Here is a 15,237-nt window from a genome sequence, read left to right on the forward strand (position 1 = left end):
ATTCTGCCCCCAGCACGGACATTGACTCGGTGGCCGGCGACAATATCGTGTGGTTCGTCCCAGCACCCATACCTCAACGTAAAAAAGTGAACGCGCAATGTGGCTAGCTGCACGATCGGCGTATTCACCCCCATGTTTACCCGCGCATGCACGGCTGATCGCACCGAGCCGGCGACCCTCGGCGTTCCACCGTCCGGTGACGAGTGGGCACACGAGACGGCGATCCACTCGCCCTAGACGTCGATTCGAGAACCCATGATCACGGTCCGCTCTCCCGGAAGGCCGAAGTACTCGGCAGCGTCTGCCGTGATGTAGGAGGTGGCGATGAACAGACGCTTGCGCCATGTGGCCATCGTCGGTGCCGTCCCCATCGTCAACTCGATCTTCGACAGGAAGTAGGAGGCGCTATCGACCGCGATCGGCCCCTCGGTCTCCGCGGGGTCGAGCAGTCGCAGTACATCCGGGATGTTCGGCGCATCCATGTACCCGAAAAATGCTGTCACGTGGACGATCCCGTCTTCGGCGTAGCCGAGCTTGTCGATCTCCGTCCGCTCGGTGTCCGGTACGCGCGGCACCGGCAGCGTGTTGATCGACATGATCACCACGTGTTGCTGCAGCACGCGATTGTGCTCGACATTGGCCCGCATCGCCAACGGCGCCGTCTGCTTTCCGCGGTTGAGAAACACAGCAGTGCCAGGGACCCGCACCAGCGGCGGCCGATAGTCGTGCAGCTGGCCGACGAAGTCCCCTAATGATCCCTCCGCTCGCTCCCGTGCGCGGGTGACGATGGCGCGCCCACGTTGCCAGGTGGTCATCACGGTGAACGCCGTGAGCGCGATCAGCAGGGGCAGCCACGCCCCGTGCACCAGTTTGGTCAGGTTCGCCGCCAGGAACAGCAGGTCGACCGCCAGCAAGCAGCCGGCGCCGCACACCACCAGCCACAACGGCGTACCCCACCGGGTACGGACGATGTAGAAGAACAGCAGCGTCGTGATGGTGATCGTTCCGGTGACCGCCATTCCGAACGCGTACGCCAATGCCGCCGAGCTGCGGAATGCGAAGACCAGCGTGAGCACCGACACCATCAGCACCCAGTTGATCCACGGGACGTAGATCTGTCCGATCGTCGACTCCGAGGTGTGTGCCACCCGCAACCGCGGCAGGTAACCGAGCTGGGCCGCCTGTGATGCCACCGAGTAGGCGCCGGTGATCACCGCCTGGGAGGCGATCACCGTCGCCGCGGTGGCCAACAGCACCATCGGCCACCGCGCCCATCCGGGGGCGAGCAGGAAGAACGGGCTGCTCACGGCACTCTGGTCGCCGAGAAGCAGCGCACCCTGCCCGAGGTAGCTCAGCACACACGCCGGCAGAACGAGCACCAGCCAACCCCGGGTGATCGCCCGCCTGCCGAAATGGCCCATGTCGGCATACAGTGCCTCGGCGCCGGTGACCGCCAGCACGACCGCGGCCAGCGCGAAGAAGGCAATCCCGAAGTGTCCGAAGAAGAAGCTGAGGGCATAGGTCGGCGAGAGCGCCTTGAGGATTTCCGGATGCCGCGCGATGCCGCTCACGCCGCAGGCCCCGATCGAGACGAACCAGACGATCATCACCGGCCCGAACAGTCGCCCGACCGCCGCCGTGCCGCGGCGCTGCACGGAGAACAACGCCACGATGATCACCGCCGTGATCGGCACGATCCATTCTTCCAACCCCGGCTCGACGACCTTCAGTCCTTCCACCGCGGACAGCACCGAGATCGCCGGTGTGATCATGCTGTCGCCGAAGAACAGGGCGGCACCGAAGATTCCGAGCCCGGCCAGCACCGCGGTAACACGACTGCCCCGCACCGCACCCATACGTCGGAGCAGCGTGATCAGCGCCATGACCCCGCCCTCGCCGTCGTTGTCGGCGCGCATCACCAGCAAGACGTAGGTAGCGGTGACGATCAACATCACCGACCAGAAGATGAGCGACACAACGCCGTACACGTTGTTCGTGCTGATCGGCACGGGGTGCGGATCCTCCGGGTTGAACACCGTTTGGATGGTGTAGATCGGGCTGGTTCCGATGTCGCCGAACACCACACCCAGTGCACCGACCACGACGGCGGCTCGAACCGTTTCTCGACCGCCCACCGTGCGCCTCGGCGGACTGACTCCGGGCTCTGTGTCCACAGTGTGCTCCTCGTCTGCAGGACCGGATCCCATTGTCGGCCTTCCTGGACGCGGTGACCGTGGAAGTCGAGTTTCTCGTCCCGCGGGTCGAAAAACCCCAGGCCACCGCTCACCGGTGCAAGCGGCCGCTCGCCGCAGCGTTGGAAGCGGCGGTGCTCCAACGGCTGGTCGAAGGTGTCGAAGGCTAATGCGAATACGGCTGCGAATACGGCGTGCCTTCGCGATTCCGGACGCCCAGGTGATTTCACCGAGGCTCGTGCCCTCGAATCCCAACCTATCGAGCATCTCTGCGGCGCCACGCACGATCTGCCTCAGAGGCCGCCGATGGCGATGGACATTCCGAAGTTTTGCGCGACGACGGCAACAGTGGCGGCCCTGGTTGCGGACATCGAAGATCCGGTCCAGATCGTCGCTAACGAGCGCGACGCGGTGCCGGTTGGCGCAGCAGGTCCTCTACCGCGGAGTCGGACCTCACAGATCGATCTCCGGTGCGTCCATCACCTGCCGGACCTCGATCGGCTGCGCGATCGGCTTGCCACCCGGGCCCGGGGCAGCCGACGACTTCGCAGCGACCTCGAGTGCGCGCGCCTGCGACTCGACGTCGATCATCCGATAACCGGCGAGCAGTTCCTTCGACTCCGGAAACGGGCCATCGGTGACCACCGGGACGCCCGAGCCGTCGAACGTCACCCGCTTCGCGACCTCCGGGCCCGCCAGACCCTGGGCATCGACCAGTTCACCCGCCGCGGCGAGCTCGGCGTTCAGGTCCTGCTGGAACCTCACGTGCGCGGCGATCTCTGCTGGGGTCCACTCTGGCATCGGCACCGTGCAACCCGATCCACCCTCGTAGTTCTGCAGCAACATGAACTTCGGCATCGTCTCACTCCTCGTCGTGTGGTGCGCCCATTCTGGCGCTTTCTCAGTAAGGACGGAGTCAGGTTGCAGTTCTCGGCATCCCCACCAAAACATTCTCGGGAGAATTTTTCTTTAGTGGCGCCCCGCGAGGAGGCAGTCCTCGAACACGCCGCGGGCAGAGCCTGCCCGGTGTGGCGCGTGTGAACCAGTCATCCCCGTCCCTCGTTATAACTAATGAGAGGTCCGCATCGACCCCACCCCCAGACAAGGGAGCGACCTGACATGCCGTCCGACGAACGTGACCAGCAGCAGAGCCTGCGGAGCGATCAACTAGCGCTTCCCCGCCGTACAGTTCTCGTCGGTATCGGCGCTGCGGCAGCCGCCTTGGCCGCCGGCAGCGCGCTGTTCCGTAGAACCCGCGCTTCGGCTGCGCCCGGCACCGGCGCCAGGCCAGCTGCGAATCCCGCGAGTGCAACCGTGCCGACCGGCGACGTTCCGGTCGGTGGCGGCACGGTGCTCGGCGATGTTGTCGTCACACAGCCCACCGGTGGTGACTTCCGCGGGTTCTCGTCGACATGCACGCACGCGGGATGCACCGTCTCCGACGTCTCCGGCGGCACCATCAATTGCCCGTGCCATGGCAGCAAGTTCAATCTCGACGGGTCTGTGCACACCGGTCCGGCGATCGCTCCGCTCGTCCCACGAAGTGTCTCCGTTCAGGGTGACTCGGTCGTGGTCGTTTGAGGTGTGTGACCCATATCGGGACGTCGCCGACGAGGTGGGGGCCCGTTCATCGACTGGCAAATCCCGTTCGGAAACAATCCGAGACTCCAAGCCTGTATGTGCCTGACGAAACGCCACTACACCACTGTGCTGGATCAGCACTGAACGCCCAGCGGTGATAACAGATTGGAGCATTGAGTGTTTCATGGCGAGCGTGAACGATGAGGGGCTACGGTCGGTCCGGTGCGTACTCGCGGGTCGAGTTGGAACCCCACCTCACCCCGCCTTCACGTCGGGGGTGACGCGGTCTGCAGCCGGGGCGGAAAGTTTGTTTTTGACCATCAGATTCAGCGAGACACCCTGCTCGTCGGCCTCGACCGCCAGAGCGCGGTGCACCCGCGGAGAGGTTCGCACGGTGAAGGTGCCGGTGTAGGAACGGTCCGCGATCGGCACGGGCGGCTTCTCGCCGGTGCTCGCCCTGTCCCCGAGGACGTCGCGGACGACGGTGATGATGCCGTCGAATGCCTCGTTCAGAGTTTCGGCGAGCCAGGAGAGGGAGGGGAATTCGGCGACGGTGCCGACGAACTCACTGTCCGGTTCCGACCAGGTCACCCGGTAGGTGTAGTGCGATGCGTCAGCCATTGCCTCCCTCCTTCATGAGCTTGTCGTAAGCGGCGAGGACCTGGTCGACCTGAGGCATGAGCCGATTCCAGCTGGTCGCAGCTTTGCACAGAGCCGCATTGGCCCCGCCCACAATTTCGCTCGAAACTGCTGGATTCCATGAGTTGCGAATGAAATCTGAGCGCTCCTCACGGATTTCGATACCAGGTCGGGTGTATTGCCTGGTGATCAGAAGTCGGCCGTAATTCCTACCTGGGCGCCGAGGGTTTCGAGGTCGGTGCGGGTCTGGTCGGGCAGGATGACGCCGCCGGCGTCGAGGTTCCGGTGTTCGGCGCGGTCCTCGAGTTCGCCGGGATAGAAGATTTCGTCGGCGCCTTCGGCGAGTGGGGTGTTTTTGACCTCGTCGATGAGTTCGCCGACGGAGTCGAGGTAGGCGGTGGTCGAGCCCATCGCGGCGACGTCGATGGCGATGAACAGATGTCCTGCGCCGCTGACCTTGTCGGCCTCGTAGGGTCCGCGGACGCGGGTTCCGGTATGGCTTCCGGTCAGGGCGCCGGAGAGGATGTCCATCATGAACGTGATGGCGTAGCCCTTGTGCCCGGCCATGGGGAGGATGACGCCGTCGATGGCGGTGGCCGGGTCGGTGGTGACGCGGCCGGCCGAATCCATGGCCCAGGTGGACGGAATCTCCTCGCCGCGGTTGCGGGCGAGGTAGATCTTGCCGCGGGCGACGGCGGTGTTGGCGATGTCGACGGCCACGACGCCCGAGCCGGAGGGGGCCGGGGCGGCGATCGACCACGGGTTGGTGCCAAGGGTCTTTTCGCGGCCGCCCCACGGCGCCATAGCCGGGCTGGCGTTGGTGGTCAGGATCGACACGCACCCGTCCTGGGCTGCGCGCCGGGTGTAGTACATCGCGGTGCCGAAGTGGTTGGAGTTACGTACTCCGACCACACCGACGCCGTGCTCGCGGGCACGGGCGACGGCCTCGCGGCGTGCCGTTTCGGTGAGGACCTGCCCGATGCCGGCGCGGCCGTCGAGCAGCAGCAGAGCGCCGCCGTCGACCAGGGTGTCCGGGCTGGTCACCGTCGTCATCGCCCCGGACTGCAGGCGGGCCGCGTACCAGGGCAGGCGGAGCACACCGTGGGACTGGTGTCCCCACAGGTCGGCTTGCACGAGGCTGTCGAGAACCAGGGCCGCGTCGTCGCCAGGCACGCCGATCTTCTCCAGTACCTCGCAGCCGAAGGCGGTCAGAGCCTCGGGCTTCACGCGGACGTCGTTCATGTCAGTTCCCCGTTCCTATTCGATACGTTTCGGTATACACTATGACATACCAACTGGGATGCTGGAAAGAGTTCGAAGGAGTGAAATGCTCAGTCTGATCGTGTCGGTGCAGGTCAAGCCAGAAAAGCGGACGAGGTTCCTGGAGGTGATCGCCGACAATGCGGCACGGTCGGTGCGGGACGAACCGGGGTGTCTGCGCTTCGATGTCGTCGAGCATGCCGAGGAGCCCAACCACTTCTTCTTCTACGAGCTCTACCGGGACGCCGAGGCGTTCGCCGAGCACAAGGCGGCCCCGCACTTCGCCGACTGGCGAGTCGGCGCGGACGAATGCCTGGTTCCCGGCAGCCAGGTCAACACCTTCGCCGAGGTGCTCGTCAGCGAGTCCGATGCGACCGCGCATGCCTGAGGCCGCCGCTTCCACCCGTCCCGTCGTTCGAAGGACCCGTTCATGATTGCATCGATCACCACCATCAACCCCACCACCGGGCAACCGCTGGCCACGTACGAGGCGATGTCGCCGGAGCGCATCGACGCCCTCGTCGACGCCGCCGCGACCGTGCAGAAGCATTGGGCGACCGAGGAATTCAAGACCCGCGGCGACATCCTGCGGGCCGCGGCCACCGTCCTGCGGGAGCGGTCCGAAGACCTGGCCCGGCTGGTGACCCGGGAGATGGGCAAACCGCTCGTCGAGTCCCGCGCCGAGGTGGACAAGTGCGCGGTCGGCCTCGAGTACTACGCCGACAACGCCGCCACCTTCCTCGCCGACGAGGACTACCCCACCTCCGCCGACCGCAGCTGGGTCTCCTACGAGCCGGTCGGGATCGTGCTGGCGATCATGCCGTGGAACTTCCCGCTCTGGCAGGTGTTCCGGTTCGCCGCCCCCGCCCTGATGGCCGGCAACGCCGCCCTGCTCAAGCACTCCCCGAACACCACGGGCAGCGCCCTGGCCTGCCAGGACATCCTCCTCGCTGCGGGTCTGCCCGCCGGGTTGTTCACCACCTTGCTGATCGCCGAACCCGACGTACCCGCCGCCACCGAGAAACTGATCGCCGACTCCCGGATCGGGGCGGTGACCGTCACCGGCAGTGAACGCGCCGGCAGCGCCGTCGGCTCCATCGCCGGCCGGGAGATCAAGAAGTCGGTCCTCGAACTCGGTGGGTCTGATCCGTTCGTGATCCTCGCCGACGCGGACCTTCCCCGCGTGGCCTCCCTCGCCGCCCGCGGCCGGTTCCTCAACAACGGGCAGAGCTGCATCTCCCCGAAGCGGTTCATCGTCGACGCCGCCGTCGCCGAGGAGTTCACCCGCCTGTTCGTCGACAACGTCGGCCGGCTGCAGGTCGGCGACCCGGAAACCGACGGCACCGACGTCGGGCCGATGGCCCGCAAGGATCTGCTCGAGGGCATCGACCGGCAGGTGCAATCCGCCGTCGCCGCCGGGGCCACCGTCCTGCACGGTGGGCGCCCGCTCGAGGGCACCGACGGATTCTTCTACACCCCCACCGTTCTCGGTGACGTGCGGCCCGGGATGTCGGTCTACGCCGAGGAAACCTTCGGGCCGGTCGCGACGATCATCACCGTCGACGGACCGGACGAGGCGGTCGCGGTGGCCAACGACACCCCGTTCGGGCTCGGGGCCAGCGTCTGGGGCGCCGACCTCGACGCCGCCATCGCCGTCGGCCGGCGCATCGAGTCCGGGGCGTGCTTCATCAACTCCGTCGTCGCCTCCGACGCCCGGATGCCGTTCGGGGGCACCAAACGCTCCGGCTACGGCCGCGAACTCGCCGCCCCCGGAATCCGCGAATTCGTCAACATCCGCACCTGGTGGGCGATGAACGAACCCGGCGCCCAGGCCCCGGTCTCCGAATAACCCACCCCACCCGCAACCAGCCCAGTAATCAAGGAGTTTCGTTCATGACCGACATCACCACCGCCGATCCCACCGCTCTGGCCGTCTCCGCGCAGCTGCGGGACGGGCGCGAGGCCGCGGTGCTGCGCTCCTCGCAGATCACCCCCCGCCAGCGCGGCGGCGGCGCCCGCACCATCCCGCTCGTCTCCCAGCAGGTCGGTGGCAAGGACTTCCTCAACGGCATCACCATGTTCGGTCCCGGCGCCGCGATCCCCGAGCACTTCCACAACTGCGACGAGTCCGTGCTCATCATCCGCGGCTCCGCGGTCGCGCACATCGACGGCGCCGAGCACCCGGTCACCGTCGGCGACAACTCGTTCATCCCCGCCGGCATCCCGCACTTCTTCCGCAACGCCTCCGACACCGACGAGCTGCACATCTTCTGGACCTACGCTTCCGTCGACGCCAACCGGACCATCGTCGCCACCGGTGCTACCACCCGCATCGATGAGGAACACGGCACCAACCTCACCTGACCCCCGACCCCTCCCGGCTCTGCGAAAGGACCCTCGATCATGGTGTGGGAGATCGCCCGCCTCGACATCCGCGACGGCCACAACCAGGCCTTCGAAACCGCACTCACCGAGGCCGTTCCGTTGTTCGCCCGCGCCCACGGGTTCCGCGGCATGCAAGTCCAGCACAGCACCGAGCACCCGCAGCGGTACTACCTGATCGTCGACTGGAACACCCTCGACGACCACACGATCCGGTTCCGCGAATCCGACGACTTCACCCGGTGGCGCGATCTGGTCGGTGAACACTTCGCCCAACCCCCGGCCGTCGAACACACCGATCGCCTCGACGTCGGATTCACGGTGGAGTCGGTGCGGTGACCGGGGCGCGGTTGAGGCGGCGGTCGTTCCTGGCCGCCGGTGGTGGGGCGGTGGCGTTGGCCGCCGTCGGCGCGAGTGTGGGCGCGGCGGGTGCGTGGCCGCTGGGATCGAGCGACGGTACGGACCAGCAGCGGGCGATGTTCGCCTACGTCGGCTGCTACACCACCGCCAAAAGGGAGGGCCGCGGGCAGGGCATCGCGGTGTTCCAGGTCGATCGGTCCGGGCAGTGGCAGCCGGTGCGGGTGCTGCCCACGACACCGAACCCGTCCTATCTGATCACCGACCGGGCCGCGACCACCCTCTATTGCGTCGAAGGGGACGGCAACCGCGTCACCTCCTTCCGGATCGACCGCGGCACGGGCCATCTCACCGAACTCGGCACCGTCGACACGGGCGGCACCAACGGAGTGCACCTGGCCCTCTCCCCGGACGAGACCCGGCTGGTCGTCGCCAACTACGCCACCGGGTCGATCGCGGTCTTCCCCCGCGCCGCCGACGGCACCCTCGAAGAGAGGTCGCAACTGGTGCAGCTGAGCGGCACCCCCGGGCCGCTGCCGGACGATCAGAAGGGGCCCCAGCCGCATCAGGTGTTGTTCGACCCGACCGGCCGGCACTTGATCGTCCCGGACAAGGGCACCGACCGGTTGCACCGGCTCGGCTACGATCCGGCATCCGGGTCGCTGTCGGTGCTCGGCGATCCGGTGCTCACGGCGCCGGGAACCGGGCCGCGGCATCTGGCCTACCACCCGTATCTGCCGGCGTTCTACCTGGTCGACGAGTTGTCCTCGCAGGTCACCGTCTACCACTACGACCAGCAGACCGCCGCCGTCACCGCCGGCGCGGCGTTGTCGACGTTGCCACCCGGCTTCGAGGGTGAATCCACCGCCGCGGCGATCGTGATCAGCCGCGACGGCCGATTCGTCCACGTCTCGAACCGCGGGCACGATTCGGTCGCCTCGTTCGGCATCACCCCGGTCGGATCCCTGATGCCTCCGGCCCTCACCGACACCGCGGGACACCAGCCGCGGTTCATGACCCTCGACCGCGCGGGCGGAACCTTGTATGTGGCGAATCAGAAGAGCGACAGCATCGTTCCGTTCGCCGTTGATCTTGTGACGGGGCGACTGGACCGTCGCGGGGACACGATCGCCACCGGCACGCCCTCGTGCATCACCTTCGTCGACGCCCTGTGACCGCAGCCGCCCCACGTCCGGGGCTGCTCATCGAAAGGACTTTTGCGTGCGCACGTCTACCGCCGATCCGTCCCGCATCGCGCTCGCGCGGACCTGGCTGCTCACGGCCGCCGCCGATCCGGCGGTGATCGCCGCCTCAGCCTCCTGCGGAGCCGATGTGGTCGTCCTCGACCTCGAGGACGGCGTCGCCGACCGCGACAAGCCCGCCGCCCGGCACCACACCGCCCGGCGGCTCGGTGACGGCCATACCGCCTGGGTGCGGATCAACGACGCCACCACCAGTCACTGGGCCGAGGACCTGCGGATGCTCGCCGACACCAGTCGCCTCGGCGGGGTGATGCTGGCCAAGTCCGAGCACGCCGAACAGGTCGAGGCCACCGCCGAGCGGTTGCCCGCCGGCACTGCGATCGTGGCGTTGATCGAGTCCGCACTCGGGCTCGAGGAGGCCCGCCCCATTGCCCGGGCAGCCGCCACCGCGCGGTTGGCGTTCGGCAGCGGCGACTTCCGCCGTGACACCGGCGCCGGGGCCGACCCGGTGTCGCTGGCGTATGCCCGCTCACGTCTGGTCGTCGCCAGCCGCGCCGAACGGATCGCACCGCCCATCGACGGCCCCACCCACGCCGACACCGACCTGATCGCCGGGGTCGCGGTCGGCGTCGCGGCCGGAATGACCGGCAAGCTGTGCCTGCGCCCGGACCACATCGCGTCGATCAGCACCGCACTGTCCCCGACCGCGCACGACATCGACTGGGCCGAGACCGTCATCGCCCGTCTCGGCGTGGACGGCGCGCACGTCACCGACGGCAGCGACCGCCCGAAACTTGCCCGCGCCCTCCGTATCCGGCAGCTCGCGACCGCCTTCGCCACCGACGGCTCCTGACCACCAGTCCGCCGCGCGGCCCGAACCGACAGTCACCCGCGTTGCGGACCTTCCCGCAGCGTGCCGTCCGCGCCACCTCCAGGTGCGGGCGGCACACTGCCTCTCTCGGTCTCGGGTGCGCTGCGGACAGAGCAGCGAGCAACCGGACCGGGAAGAGTTCTGTGCAGGGTGCGCCTGCTGACTCGGTCCGCGCGCCGCCCCGCGATCATGCCCACGCTGCCGTGGGAGCGTACGAGGTCCGCGGGCGGCACGCCGAGTGGAGTGCAGAGCCCTGGTCTGGTGCTACTCACCGCGACCTCGACGCAACCTCCCGCACAGATCCTGCGCCCGCGCCGCCCCCGGATGGTGCGCAGCAAACGCACGGATCTCATTCTCATTCCACGATCGGATGACCTTGCGTCTATCAGACGCCGGTACGCAGACGGCCACGGTGGGTGGGATCGCGTGATGCGTTCTCACTCACCGTGGCCGGGGAACTGTCTATGGCTAGGCGGGTTCCTTGACGCCCACCACCGGGCAGGGCGCGTCGAGCAGGATGCGCTGGGTGTGGCTGCCGAGGAGCAGTTTCATTGCGGCGGATCTCCGGCGTAGCCCGAGTGCGACGAGGTCGGCGCCGGTATCGGTGGCCAGGGTGACGACCTGGTCCGCGAGATCGGTTTCGGCGGCGTGCAGTTCGTACTTCACACCGGAATCCTGTAGCCGCTGGCGCGCCTGCGCGGCGAGTGCCGGGGAGGTGTAGTTCGGGCTCGCCGGTGAATCCGCACCGCCGGCCATCACGATGTGCACCGTCACCGCCGCCGGGTCGTCGGCGAGCTTTCCGGCGGTGTCGAGGGTCCAGTCGAGGGCGCTGTGGCTTTCCGGGCGATCGGTGAGCAAGACGACGAGGTTCATGGCGGGGTTCCGTCCTATCCGGGGTATGCGGCGAAGAGGATGCCGACGACGAGCATGACCAGACCGACCAGACAGGCCCGCCAGATCGCCTTCTTCTGGTGGTCACCGAGTTCGACCTTGGCCAGGCCCACCAGCAGCAGGAACGAGGCGACCAGGGGGCTGGAGGTGTGCAGGGGTTGTCCGATGATCGCGGCACGGGCCATCTCCTCGGGGGCGATGCCGTAGTGCGAGGCCGTCTCGTTGAGCACCGGGAGCACACCGAAGAAGAAGGCGTCGTTGCTCATGAAGAACGTCAGCGGCAGGCTCAGCAGGCCGGTGACGATGGCCAGGTGCGGGCCGAAACTGGTCGGGATGATCTCGACGAGCCACTGGGCCATCGCCTCGACCATTCCGGTTCCCGACAGTACCCCGGTGAGCACGGAGGCGGCGAAGACCAGCGCCACCACCGACACCACGCTCGACGCGTGGGACTTGAGCTGATCGGCCTGCTCGGACACCCGGGGGAAGTTGATGATCAGCGCGATACCGACGCCGAGCATCAGGATCACCGGCGGCGCGAGAGTGCCGAGCACGAGCAGCGTCATCACTGCTGCGGTCAACGCGAAGTTGATCCACACCAGCTTCGGACGGGCCTTCGGCCTCTCGAGATGATCACCCACAGTGGGGAGTTCGGCGAAATCGGAGACATCGTCGCCGCCGGCGGACGGGTGCGCCGGCCCCCTCGCGGTGTTGTCCGAGTCCGGGGTCTTGCCCGTGCCACCGGAGGATCCCACGAGAGCAGCTTCTTCCACCGATTCGCAGTCGAGGGTGAGCATGCCGACTCGCTTGCGTTCGCTGCGACCGAGGAAGTAGGCGAGCACGAGAACGGCTATCAGGCCAGCCACGATCGACGGAATCATCGGGACGAAGATGTCGATCGGCGAGACATTCAACGCGGCCGCCGCCCGGGCGGTCGACCCGCCCCACGGCACCGTGTTCAGCACACCGTTTGCAGTCGCCGCGACCACGGTCAGCACGACCGGGCTCATCCGCAGTTTCAGATAGATCGGCAGGAACGCCGAGGTCACGATGATGAACGTGGTGGAGCCGTCGCCGTCCAGCGACACGATCGACGTCAACAGGGCCGTTCCGACGACCAGTTTCATCGGGTCGTTGCGGACGAACTTGAGGATCAGTCGGATCAGCGGGTCGAACAACCCGACGTCGATCATGATCCCGAAGAAGGTGATCGCGAAGAACAGCAACGCCGCCGTGGGGGCGAGCTTGAGCAGCGCCTCCATGATCATGTCGCTGAAACCCATTCCCGCACCGGCGAAAAGGGCGAACACGGTCGGTACGACGATAAGGGCCGCGACCGGAGTGATGCGCTTGCTCATGATCAGGTACATGAATACCGCGATCATCGAGAAGCCAAATATGACGAGCATCGGACTTCCTCCGTTGTAGTGGTGTGCATCACTGTATACCGTATGGAACACTTTAGCGAGTTCCATGTTGTTCGTTATGATGCACACATGGCGGCCGACAGCAAGAGCGAGCAGGTATACGCGCAGCTCAGAGAGAGCATCCTTGACGGGACCCTGCGCCCCGGGGAGTCCCTGAGCGTGATCAGCATCGGCGAGCGCTTCTCCGCTTCACGCACTCCGGTGCGTCGCGCGCTGTTGCAGCTCGAGACCGAAGGCCTGGTCTCGCTCGTCGACCGACAGGGGGTCCGCGTCGCGCCGATCTCCATCCAGGGGGTGCGAGACCTGTTCGAACTGCGGATGTTGCTCGAAGCGGCAGCGGTACGGATGGTCGCCGACAACATCGACTCGGTTCCCGCGGGACGACAGGCCTTCACGGAAATCCTCGACGGACTCGACCAACTCGCAGATCAGGCGCCGTTCGACCAGCGACGTGACCGGTTCTACGAGCTCGCCGAGGCATTCGACCAGGCCGTCATCGCGCACACCCGCAACGAGCACCTCGCCCGCTCCATCGCCGAGTTGCGCCCCCACAGTGCCCGACTGCGCATCATCGCGCACTCGCGCCCCCAACGCCTCGACACCTCCCTCACCGAGCACCGGACCATGTGCCGGGCAATCCTCGCCGGCGACGGCGACGCCGCGGCCACCGCATGCACTGATCACCTCGCCGAGACCCAGCGCACGATCCTCGATGCCGTCATCAACCCTGCTGGATCGGGCGTGCCCGTCCAGCTGATCACCGCGTGACGACAGTTCGGTTCCGATCGGCAACCTGAGCGGAGCCTCGATCGAACCAGACGCGTATCTGCGAATTGGCCACCGAACCGTGCGAGTTAGGCCTGTCGTATGACCGAGAATCCGGGAACTCGCACGCTTTTGACTACTGGCGACACGGTGATGCTCCACCCCGAAGGTTATCTGTAGCTGAACCGACGCCCTCTCCGACGTGCATGACGTAGCGCGAAATCCCCGAAATTGCGTCGTAGATGGGATTACCTTCTGCTGTCCATCACGGAACAGGAGGTTCTAAATGCGGGTGCAGCGAGTGCTAATGCCGGCCGTAGAGTTCGAGTCTTGGACGGTGCTCGGAGATGACCAGATCCCGGTGGAGCCGATCGAACGCGTCCTGTCGTATCTGGTGTCGATCGAGAAGTCACCGAACACGGTCAAGGCATACGCGCACGACTTGAAGGACTGGCTGACCTACCTGGGTCGACACAGGATCGACTGGCAGTCGGCGACGCTGGAGGACGTCGCCGGGTTCGTGGCCTGGCTTCGGATGCCCCCACCAGCCCGAGACGGCAGGGTGACGGCGCTGCCGACGATGCAGCCGTACTGCTCGGCCCGCAGCGTGAACCGCAAGTTGGCCGCACTGACATCGTTCTGCGGGTTCCATGCTCGTCACGGTGTCGAACTGTCGGCGTCACTGATCACGATGCAGCCAGCCGGTCGCGGTGGTGCGGCGACTTCGTACAAGCCGTTTCTGCACCACGTGAGCAAGCGCGGTGTCGAACGGCGTCGGACGATCAAACTGAAGACTTCTCGCCAGATACCGAAAGTGCTTACTGTTCAACAGGTCCAATCGATTCTCGACTCCTGCGAGCACCTGCGGGACCGGTTGTTGTTCGCTCTGATGCTCGACACCGGGATCCGAGTTGGCGAGGCCTTGGGTCTGCGTCACGAAGACTTCGCCATCGCCGAGAAGACGGTGACGGTCATGCCGCGCCATAACGATAATGGCGCCCGCGCCAAGGCGGGAGCGCGAACGATCCCGGCCAGCGCGGAGCTGATGCGCCTGTATGCCGACTATCTCAATCAGGAGTACGGGGCACTCGATTCGGACTACGTGTTCGTCAATCTCTGGTCGGCACCGCGCGGCCGCCCATGGTCGTACTCGGCCGTCTACGACCTGGTCAAGCGTCTGCGGACACGCACCGGAGTTGACTTCGGGCCGCATCTGTTTCGACACACCTACGCGACCTGGTTGCTGCGCCGCGGTGCCGCCATGGAATCGGTGCAGTCCCTGTTGGGCCATGCCTCGATCACCAGCACGATCGACACGTACAGCCACCTCACGGTCGAGGACGCCCGGCAGACGCTCGAATCTGCGGGCTGGTTCACCGGACGGGAGGTCCGACTGTGACAGTTACTGACAAAGCATCGAGGCAATCTGGGCTGCTGGAACAGTTGATGTCCGCCGTTCGGGCCGAGTTCCGCACCGAGATCCTAGCCCCCGCCCCGGACGATCCGGTCTTCATCACCGACGCGTGTGTGGTCGCCGACTGCGACCGACCGGCGGGACCGACGCGAGGGATGTGCAACCCCCATGCCCTCCGGTTCCGCAAGCGCGGCAAGCCGCCGATGGCGGACTTCCTCGCCGACCCCGGCCCACCGGTGCGGGGACGCAGCTCGTT

The 15,237-nt window shown here is 66.6% G+C and carries 15 protein-coding genes; 9 read left to right on the top strand and 6 right to left on the bottom strand.

The annotated features are described in order from the left end of the window. Window positions 1–233 precede the first annotated feature (233 nt). Window positions 234–2,207, bottom strand: coding sequence for a potassium transporter Kup (locus tag PSR88_RS03310; RefSeq protein WP_011593903.1), 1,974 nt, complete (start codon window positions 2,205–2,207; stop codon window positions 234–236). A 438-nt stretch (window positions 2,208–2,645) separates the two neighbouring features. Beyond that, window positions 2,646–3,050, bottom strand: a complete 405-nt coding sequence (locus tag PSR88_RS03315; RefSeq protein WP_016880801.1) for a YciI family protein — start codon at window positions 3,048–3,050, stop codon at window positions 2,646–2,648. Between the two features lie 261 nt (window positions 3,051–3,311). Between PSR88_RS03315 and PSR88_RS03320 the strand changes: the two genes are divergently transcribed. After that, a complete protein-coding gene (locus PSR88_RS03320; protein ID WP_011593905.1) occupies window positions 3,312–3,773 on the top strand; it encodes a Rieske (2Fe-2S) protein in 462 nt (153 codons plus the stop codon). A gap of 255 nt (window positions 3,774–4,028) precedes the next feature. Here PSR88_RS03320 and PSR88_RS03325 read toward each other — a convergent pair whose 3' ends face one another. Continuing rightward, window positions 4,029–4,394 carry a type II toxin-antitoxin system HicB family antitoxin gene (locus PSR88_RS03325; RefSeq protein ID WP_016880800.1) on the bottom strand — a complete coding sequence of 122 codons (366 nt, stop codon included), beginning with the start codon at window positions 4,392–4,394 and terminating at the stop codon, window positions 4,029–4,031. Between the two features lie 207 nt (window positions 4,395–4,601). Then, on the bottom strand, window positions 4,602–5,654 hold the full coding sequence (locus tag PSR88_RS03330; RefSeq protein WP_011593907.1) for an Ldh family oxidoreductase: 1,053 nt from the start codon (window positions 5,652–5,654) through the stop codon (window positions 4,602–4,604). Window positions 5,655–5,739: 85 nt separating this feature from the next. Here PSR88_RS03330 and PSR88_RS03335 point away from each other — a divergent pair, with 85 nt between their 5' ends. Genes PSR88_RS03335 through PSR88_RS03360 form a run of 6 tightly spaced genes read left to right on the top strand, consistent with a single transcriptional unit; the run spans window position 5,740 to window position 10,466 of the window. Further along, entirely contained in the window at window positions 5,740–6,060 is a 321-nt protein-coding gene (locus tag PSR88_RS03335; RefSeq protein ID WP_016880798.1) for a putative quinol monooxygenase, read from the top strand. A 42-nt stretch (window positions 6,061–6,102) separates the two neighbouring features. Then, entirely contained in the window at window positions 6,103–7,521 is a 1,419-nt protein-coding gene (locus PSR88_RS03340; protein ID WP_011593909.1) for an NAD-dependent succinate-semialdehyde dehydrogenase, read from the top strand. A 44-nt stretch (window positions 7,522–7,565) separates the two neighbouring features. Further along, entirely contained in the window at window positions 7,566–8,036 is a 471-nt protein-coding gene (locus PSR88_RS03345; protein ID WP_011593910.1) for a cupin domain-containing protein, read from the top strand. A gap of 39 nt (window positions 8,037–8,075) precedes the next feature. Continuing rightward, window positions 8,076–8,393, top strand: a complete 318-nt coding sequence (locus tag PSR88_RS03350) for an antibiotic biosynthesis monooxygenase family protein (protein ID WP_016880797.1) — start codon at window positions 8,076–8,078, stop codon at window positions 8,391–8,393. Continuing rightward, window positions 8,390–9,586, top strand: a complete 1,197-nt coding sequence (locus PSR88_RS03355) for a lactonase family protein (RefSeq protein ID WP_011593912.1) — start codon at window positions 8,390–8,392, stop codon at window positions 9,584–9,586. The genes PSR88_RS03350 and PSR88_RS03355 overlap by 4 nt, the downstream gene beginning before the upstream one ends. Before the next feature lie 46 nt (window positions 9,587–9,632). Then, a complete protein-coding gene (locus PSR88_RS03360) occupies window positions 9,633–10,466 on the top strand; it encodes an HpcH/HpaI aldolase/citrate lyase family protein (RefSeq protein WP_016880796.1) in 834 nt (277 codons plus the stop codon). 486 nt (window positions 10,467–10,952) lie between these two features. Here PSR88_RS03360 and PSR88_RS03365 read toward each other — a convergent pair whose 3' ends face one another. Both PSR88_RS03365 and PSR88_RS03370 read right to left on the bottom strand, forming a co-directional pair. Further along, window positions 10,953–11,357, bottom strand: coding sequence for a universal stress protein (locus tag PSR88_RS03365; RefSeq protein WP_011593914.1), 405 nt, complete (start codon window positions 11,355–11,357; stop codon window positions 10,953–10,955). Window positions 11,358–11,371: 14 nt separating this feature from the next. Then, entirely contained in the window at window positions 11,372–12,784 is a 1,413-nt protein-coding gene (locus PSR88_RS03370; RefSeq protein ID WP_011593915.1) for a CitMHS family transporter, read from the bottom strand. Between the two features lie 87 nt (window positions 12,785–12,871). Between PSR88_RS03370 and PSR88_RS03375 the strand changes: the two genes are divergently transcribed. Together PSR88_RS03375 and PSR88_RS03380 are read left to right on the top strand one after the other, a co-directional pair. Then, window positions 12,872–13,570 carry a GntR family transcriptional regulator gene (locus PSR88_RS03375; protein ID WP_016880795.1) on the top strand — a complete coding sequence of 233 codons (699 nt, stop codon included), beginning with the start codon at window positions 12,872–12,874 and terminating at the stop codon, window positions 13,568–13,570. A gap of 283 nt (window positions 13,571–13,853) precedes the next feature. After that, entirely contained in the window at window positions 13,854–14,966 is a 1,113-nt protein-coding gene (locus PSR88_RS03380) for a tyrosine-type recombinase/integrase (protein ID WP_342338047.1), read from the top strand. The last annotated feature ends 271 nt before the right edge of the window (window positions 14,967–15,237 follow it).

The sequence above is a fragment of the Rhodococcus sp. DK176 genome (assembly GCF_038447315.2).
Lineage (GTDB): Bacteria > Actinomycetota > Actinomycetes > Mycobacteriales > Mycobacteriaceae > Rhodococcus_F > Rhodococcus_F jostii_A.

Excerpts from the sequence above, each read along its gene's own strand:
- PSR88_RS03310 (WP_011593903.1), bottom strand. The coding sequence starts at position 2,207 with ATGGGATCCGGTCCTGCAGACGAGGAGCACACTGTGGACACAGAGCCC.
- PSR88_RS03315 (WP_016880801.1), bottom strand. The coding sequence starts at position 3,050 with ATGCCGAAGTTCATGTTGCTGCAGAACTACGAGGGTGGATCGGGTTGC.
- PSR88_RS03320 (WP_011593905.1), top strand. The coding sequence starts at position 3,312 with ATGCCGTCCGACGAACGTGACCAGCAGCAGAGCCTGCGGAGCGATCAA.
- PSR88_RS03325 (WP_016880800.1), bottom strand. The coding sequence starts at position 4,394 with ATGGCTGACGCATCGCACTACACCTACCGGGTGACCTGGTCGGAACCG.
- PSR88_RS03330 (WP_011593907.1), bottom strand. The coding sequence starts at position 5,654 with ATGAACGACGTCCGCGTGAAGCCCGAGGCTCTGACCGCCTTCGGCTGC.
- PSR88_RS03335 (WP_016880798.1), top strand. The coding sequence starts at position 5,740 with ATGCTCAGTCTGATCGTGTCGGTGCAGGTCAAGCCAGAAAAGCGGACG.
- PSR88_RS03340 (WP_011593909.1), top strand. The coding sequence starts at position 6,103 with ATGATTGCATCGATCACCACCATCAACCCCACCACCGGGCAACCGCTG.
- PSR88_RS03345 (WP_011593910.1), top strand. The coding sequence starts at position 7,566 with ATGACCGACATCACCACCGCCGATCCCACCGCTCTGGCCGTCTCCGCG.
- PSR88_RS03350 (WP_016880797.1), top strand. The coding sequence starts at position 8,076 with ATGGTGTGGGAGATCGCCCGCCTCGACATCCGCGACGGCCACAACCAG.
- PSR88_RS03365 (WP_011593914.1), bottom strand. The coding sequence starts at position 11,357 with ATGAACCTCGTCGTCTTGCTCACCGATCGCCCGGAAAGCCACAGCGCC.
- PSR88_RS03370 (WP_011593915.1), bottom strand. The coding sequence starts at position 12,784 with ATGCTCGTCATATTTGGCTTCTCGATGATCGCGGTATTCATGTACCTG.
- PSR88_RS03375 (WP_016880795.1), top strand. The coding sequence starts at position 12,872 with ATGGCGGCCGACAGCAAGAGCGAGCAGGTATACGCGCAGCTCAGAGAG.
- PSR88_RS03380 (WP_342338047.1), top strand. The coding sequence starts at position 13,854 with ATGCGGGTGCAGCGAGTGCTAATGCCGGCCGTAGAGTTCGAGTCTTGG.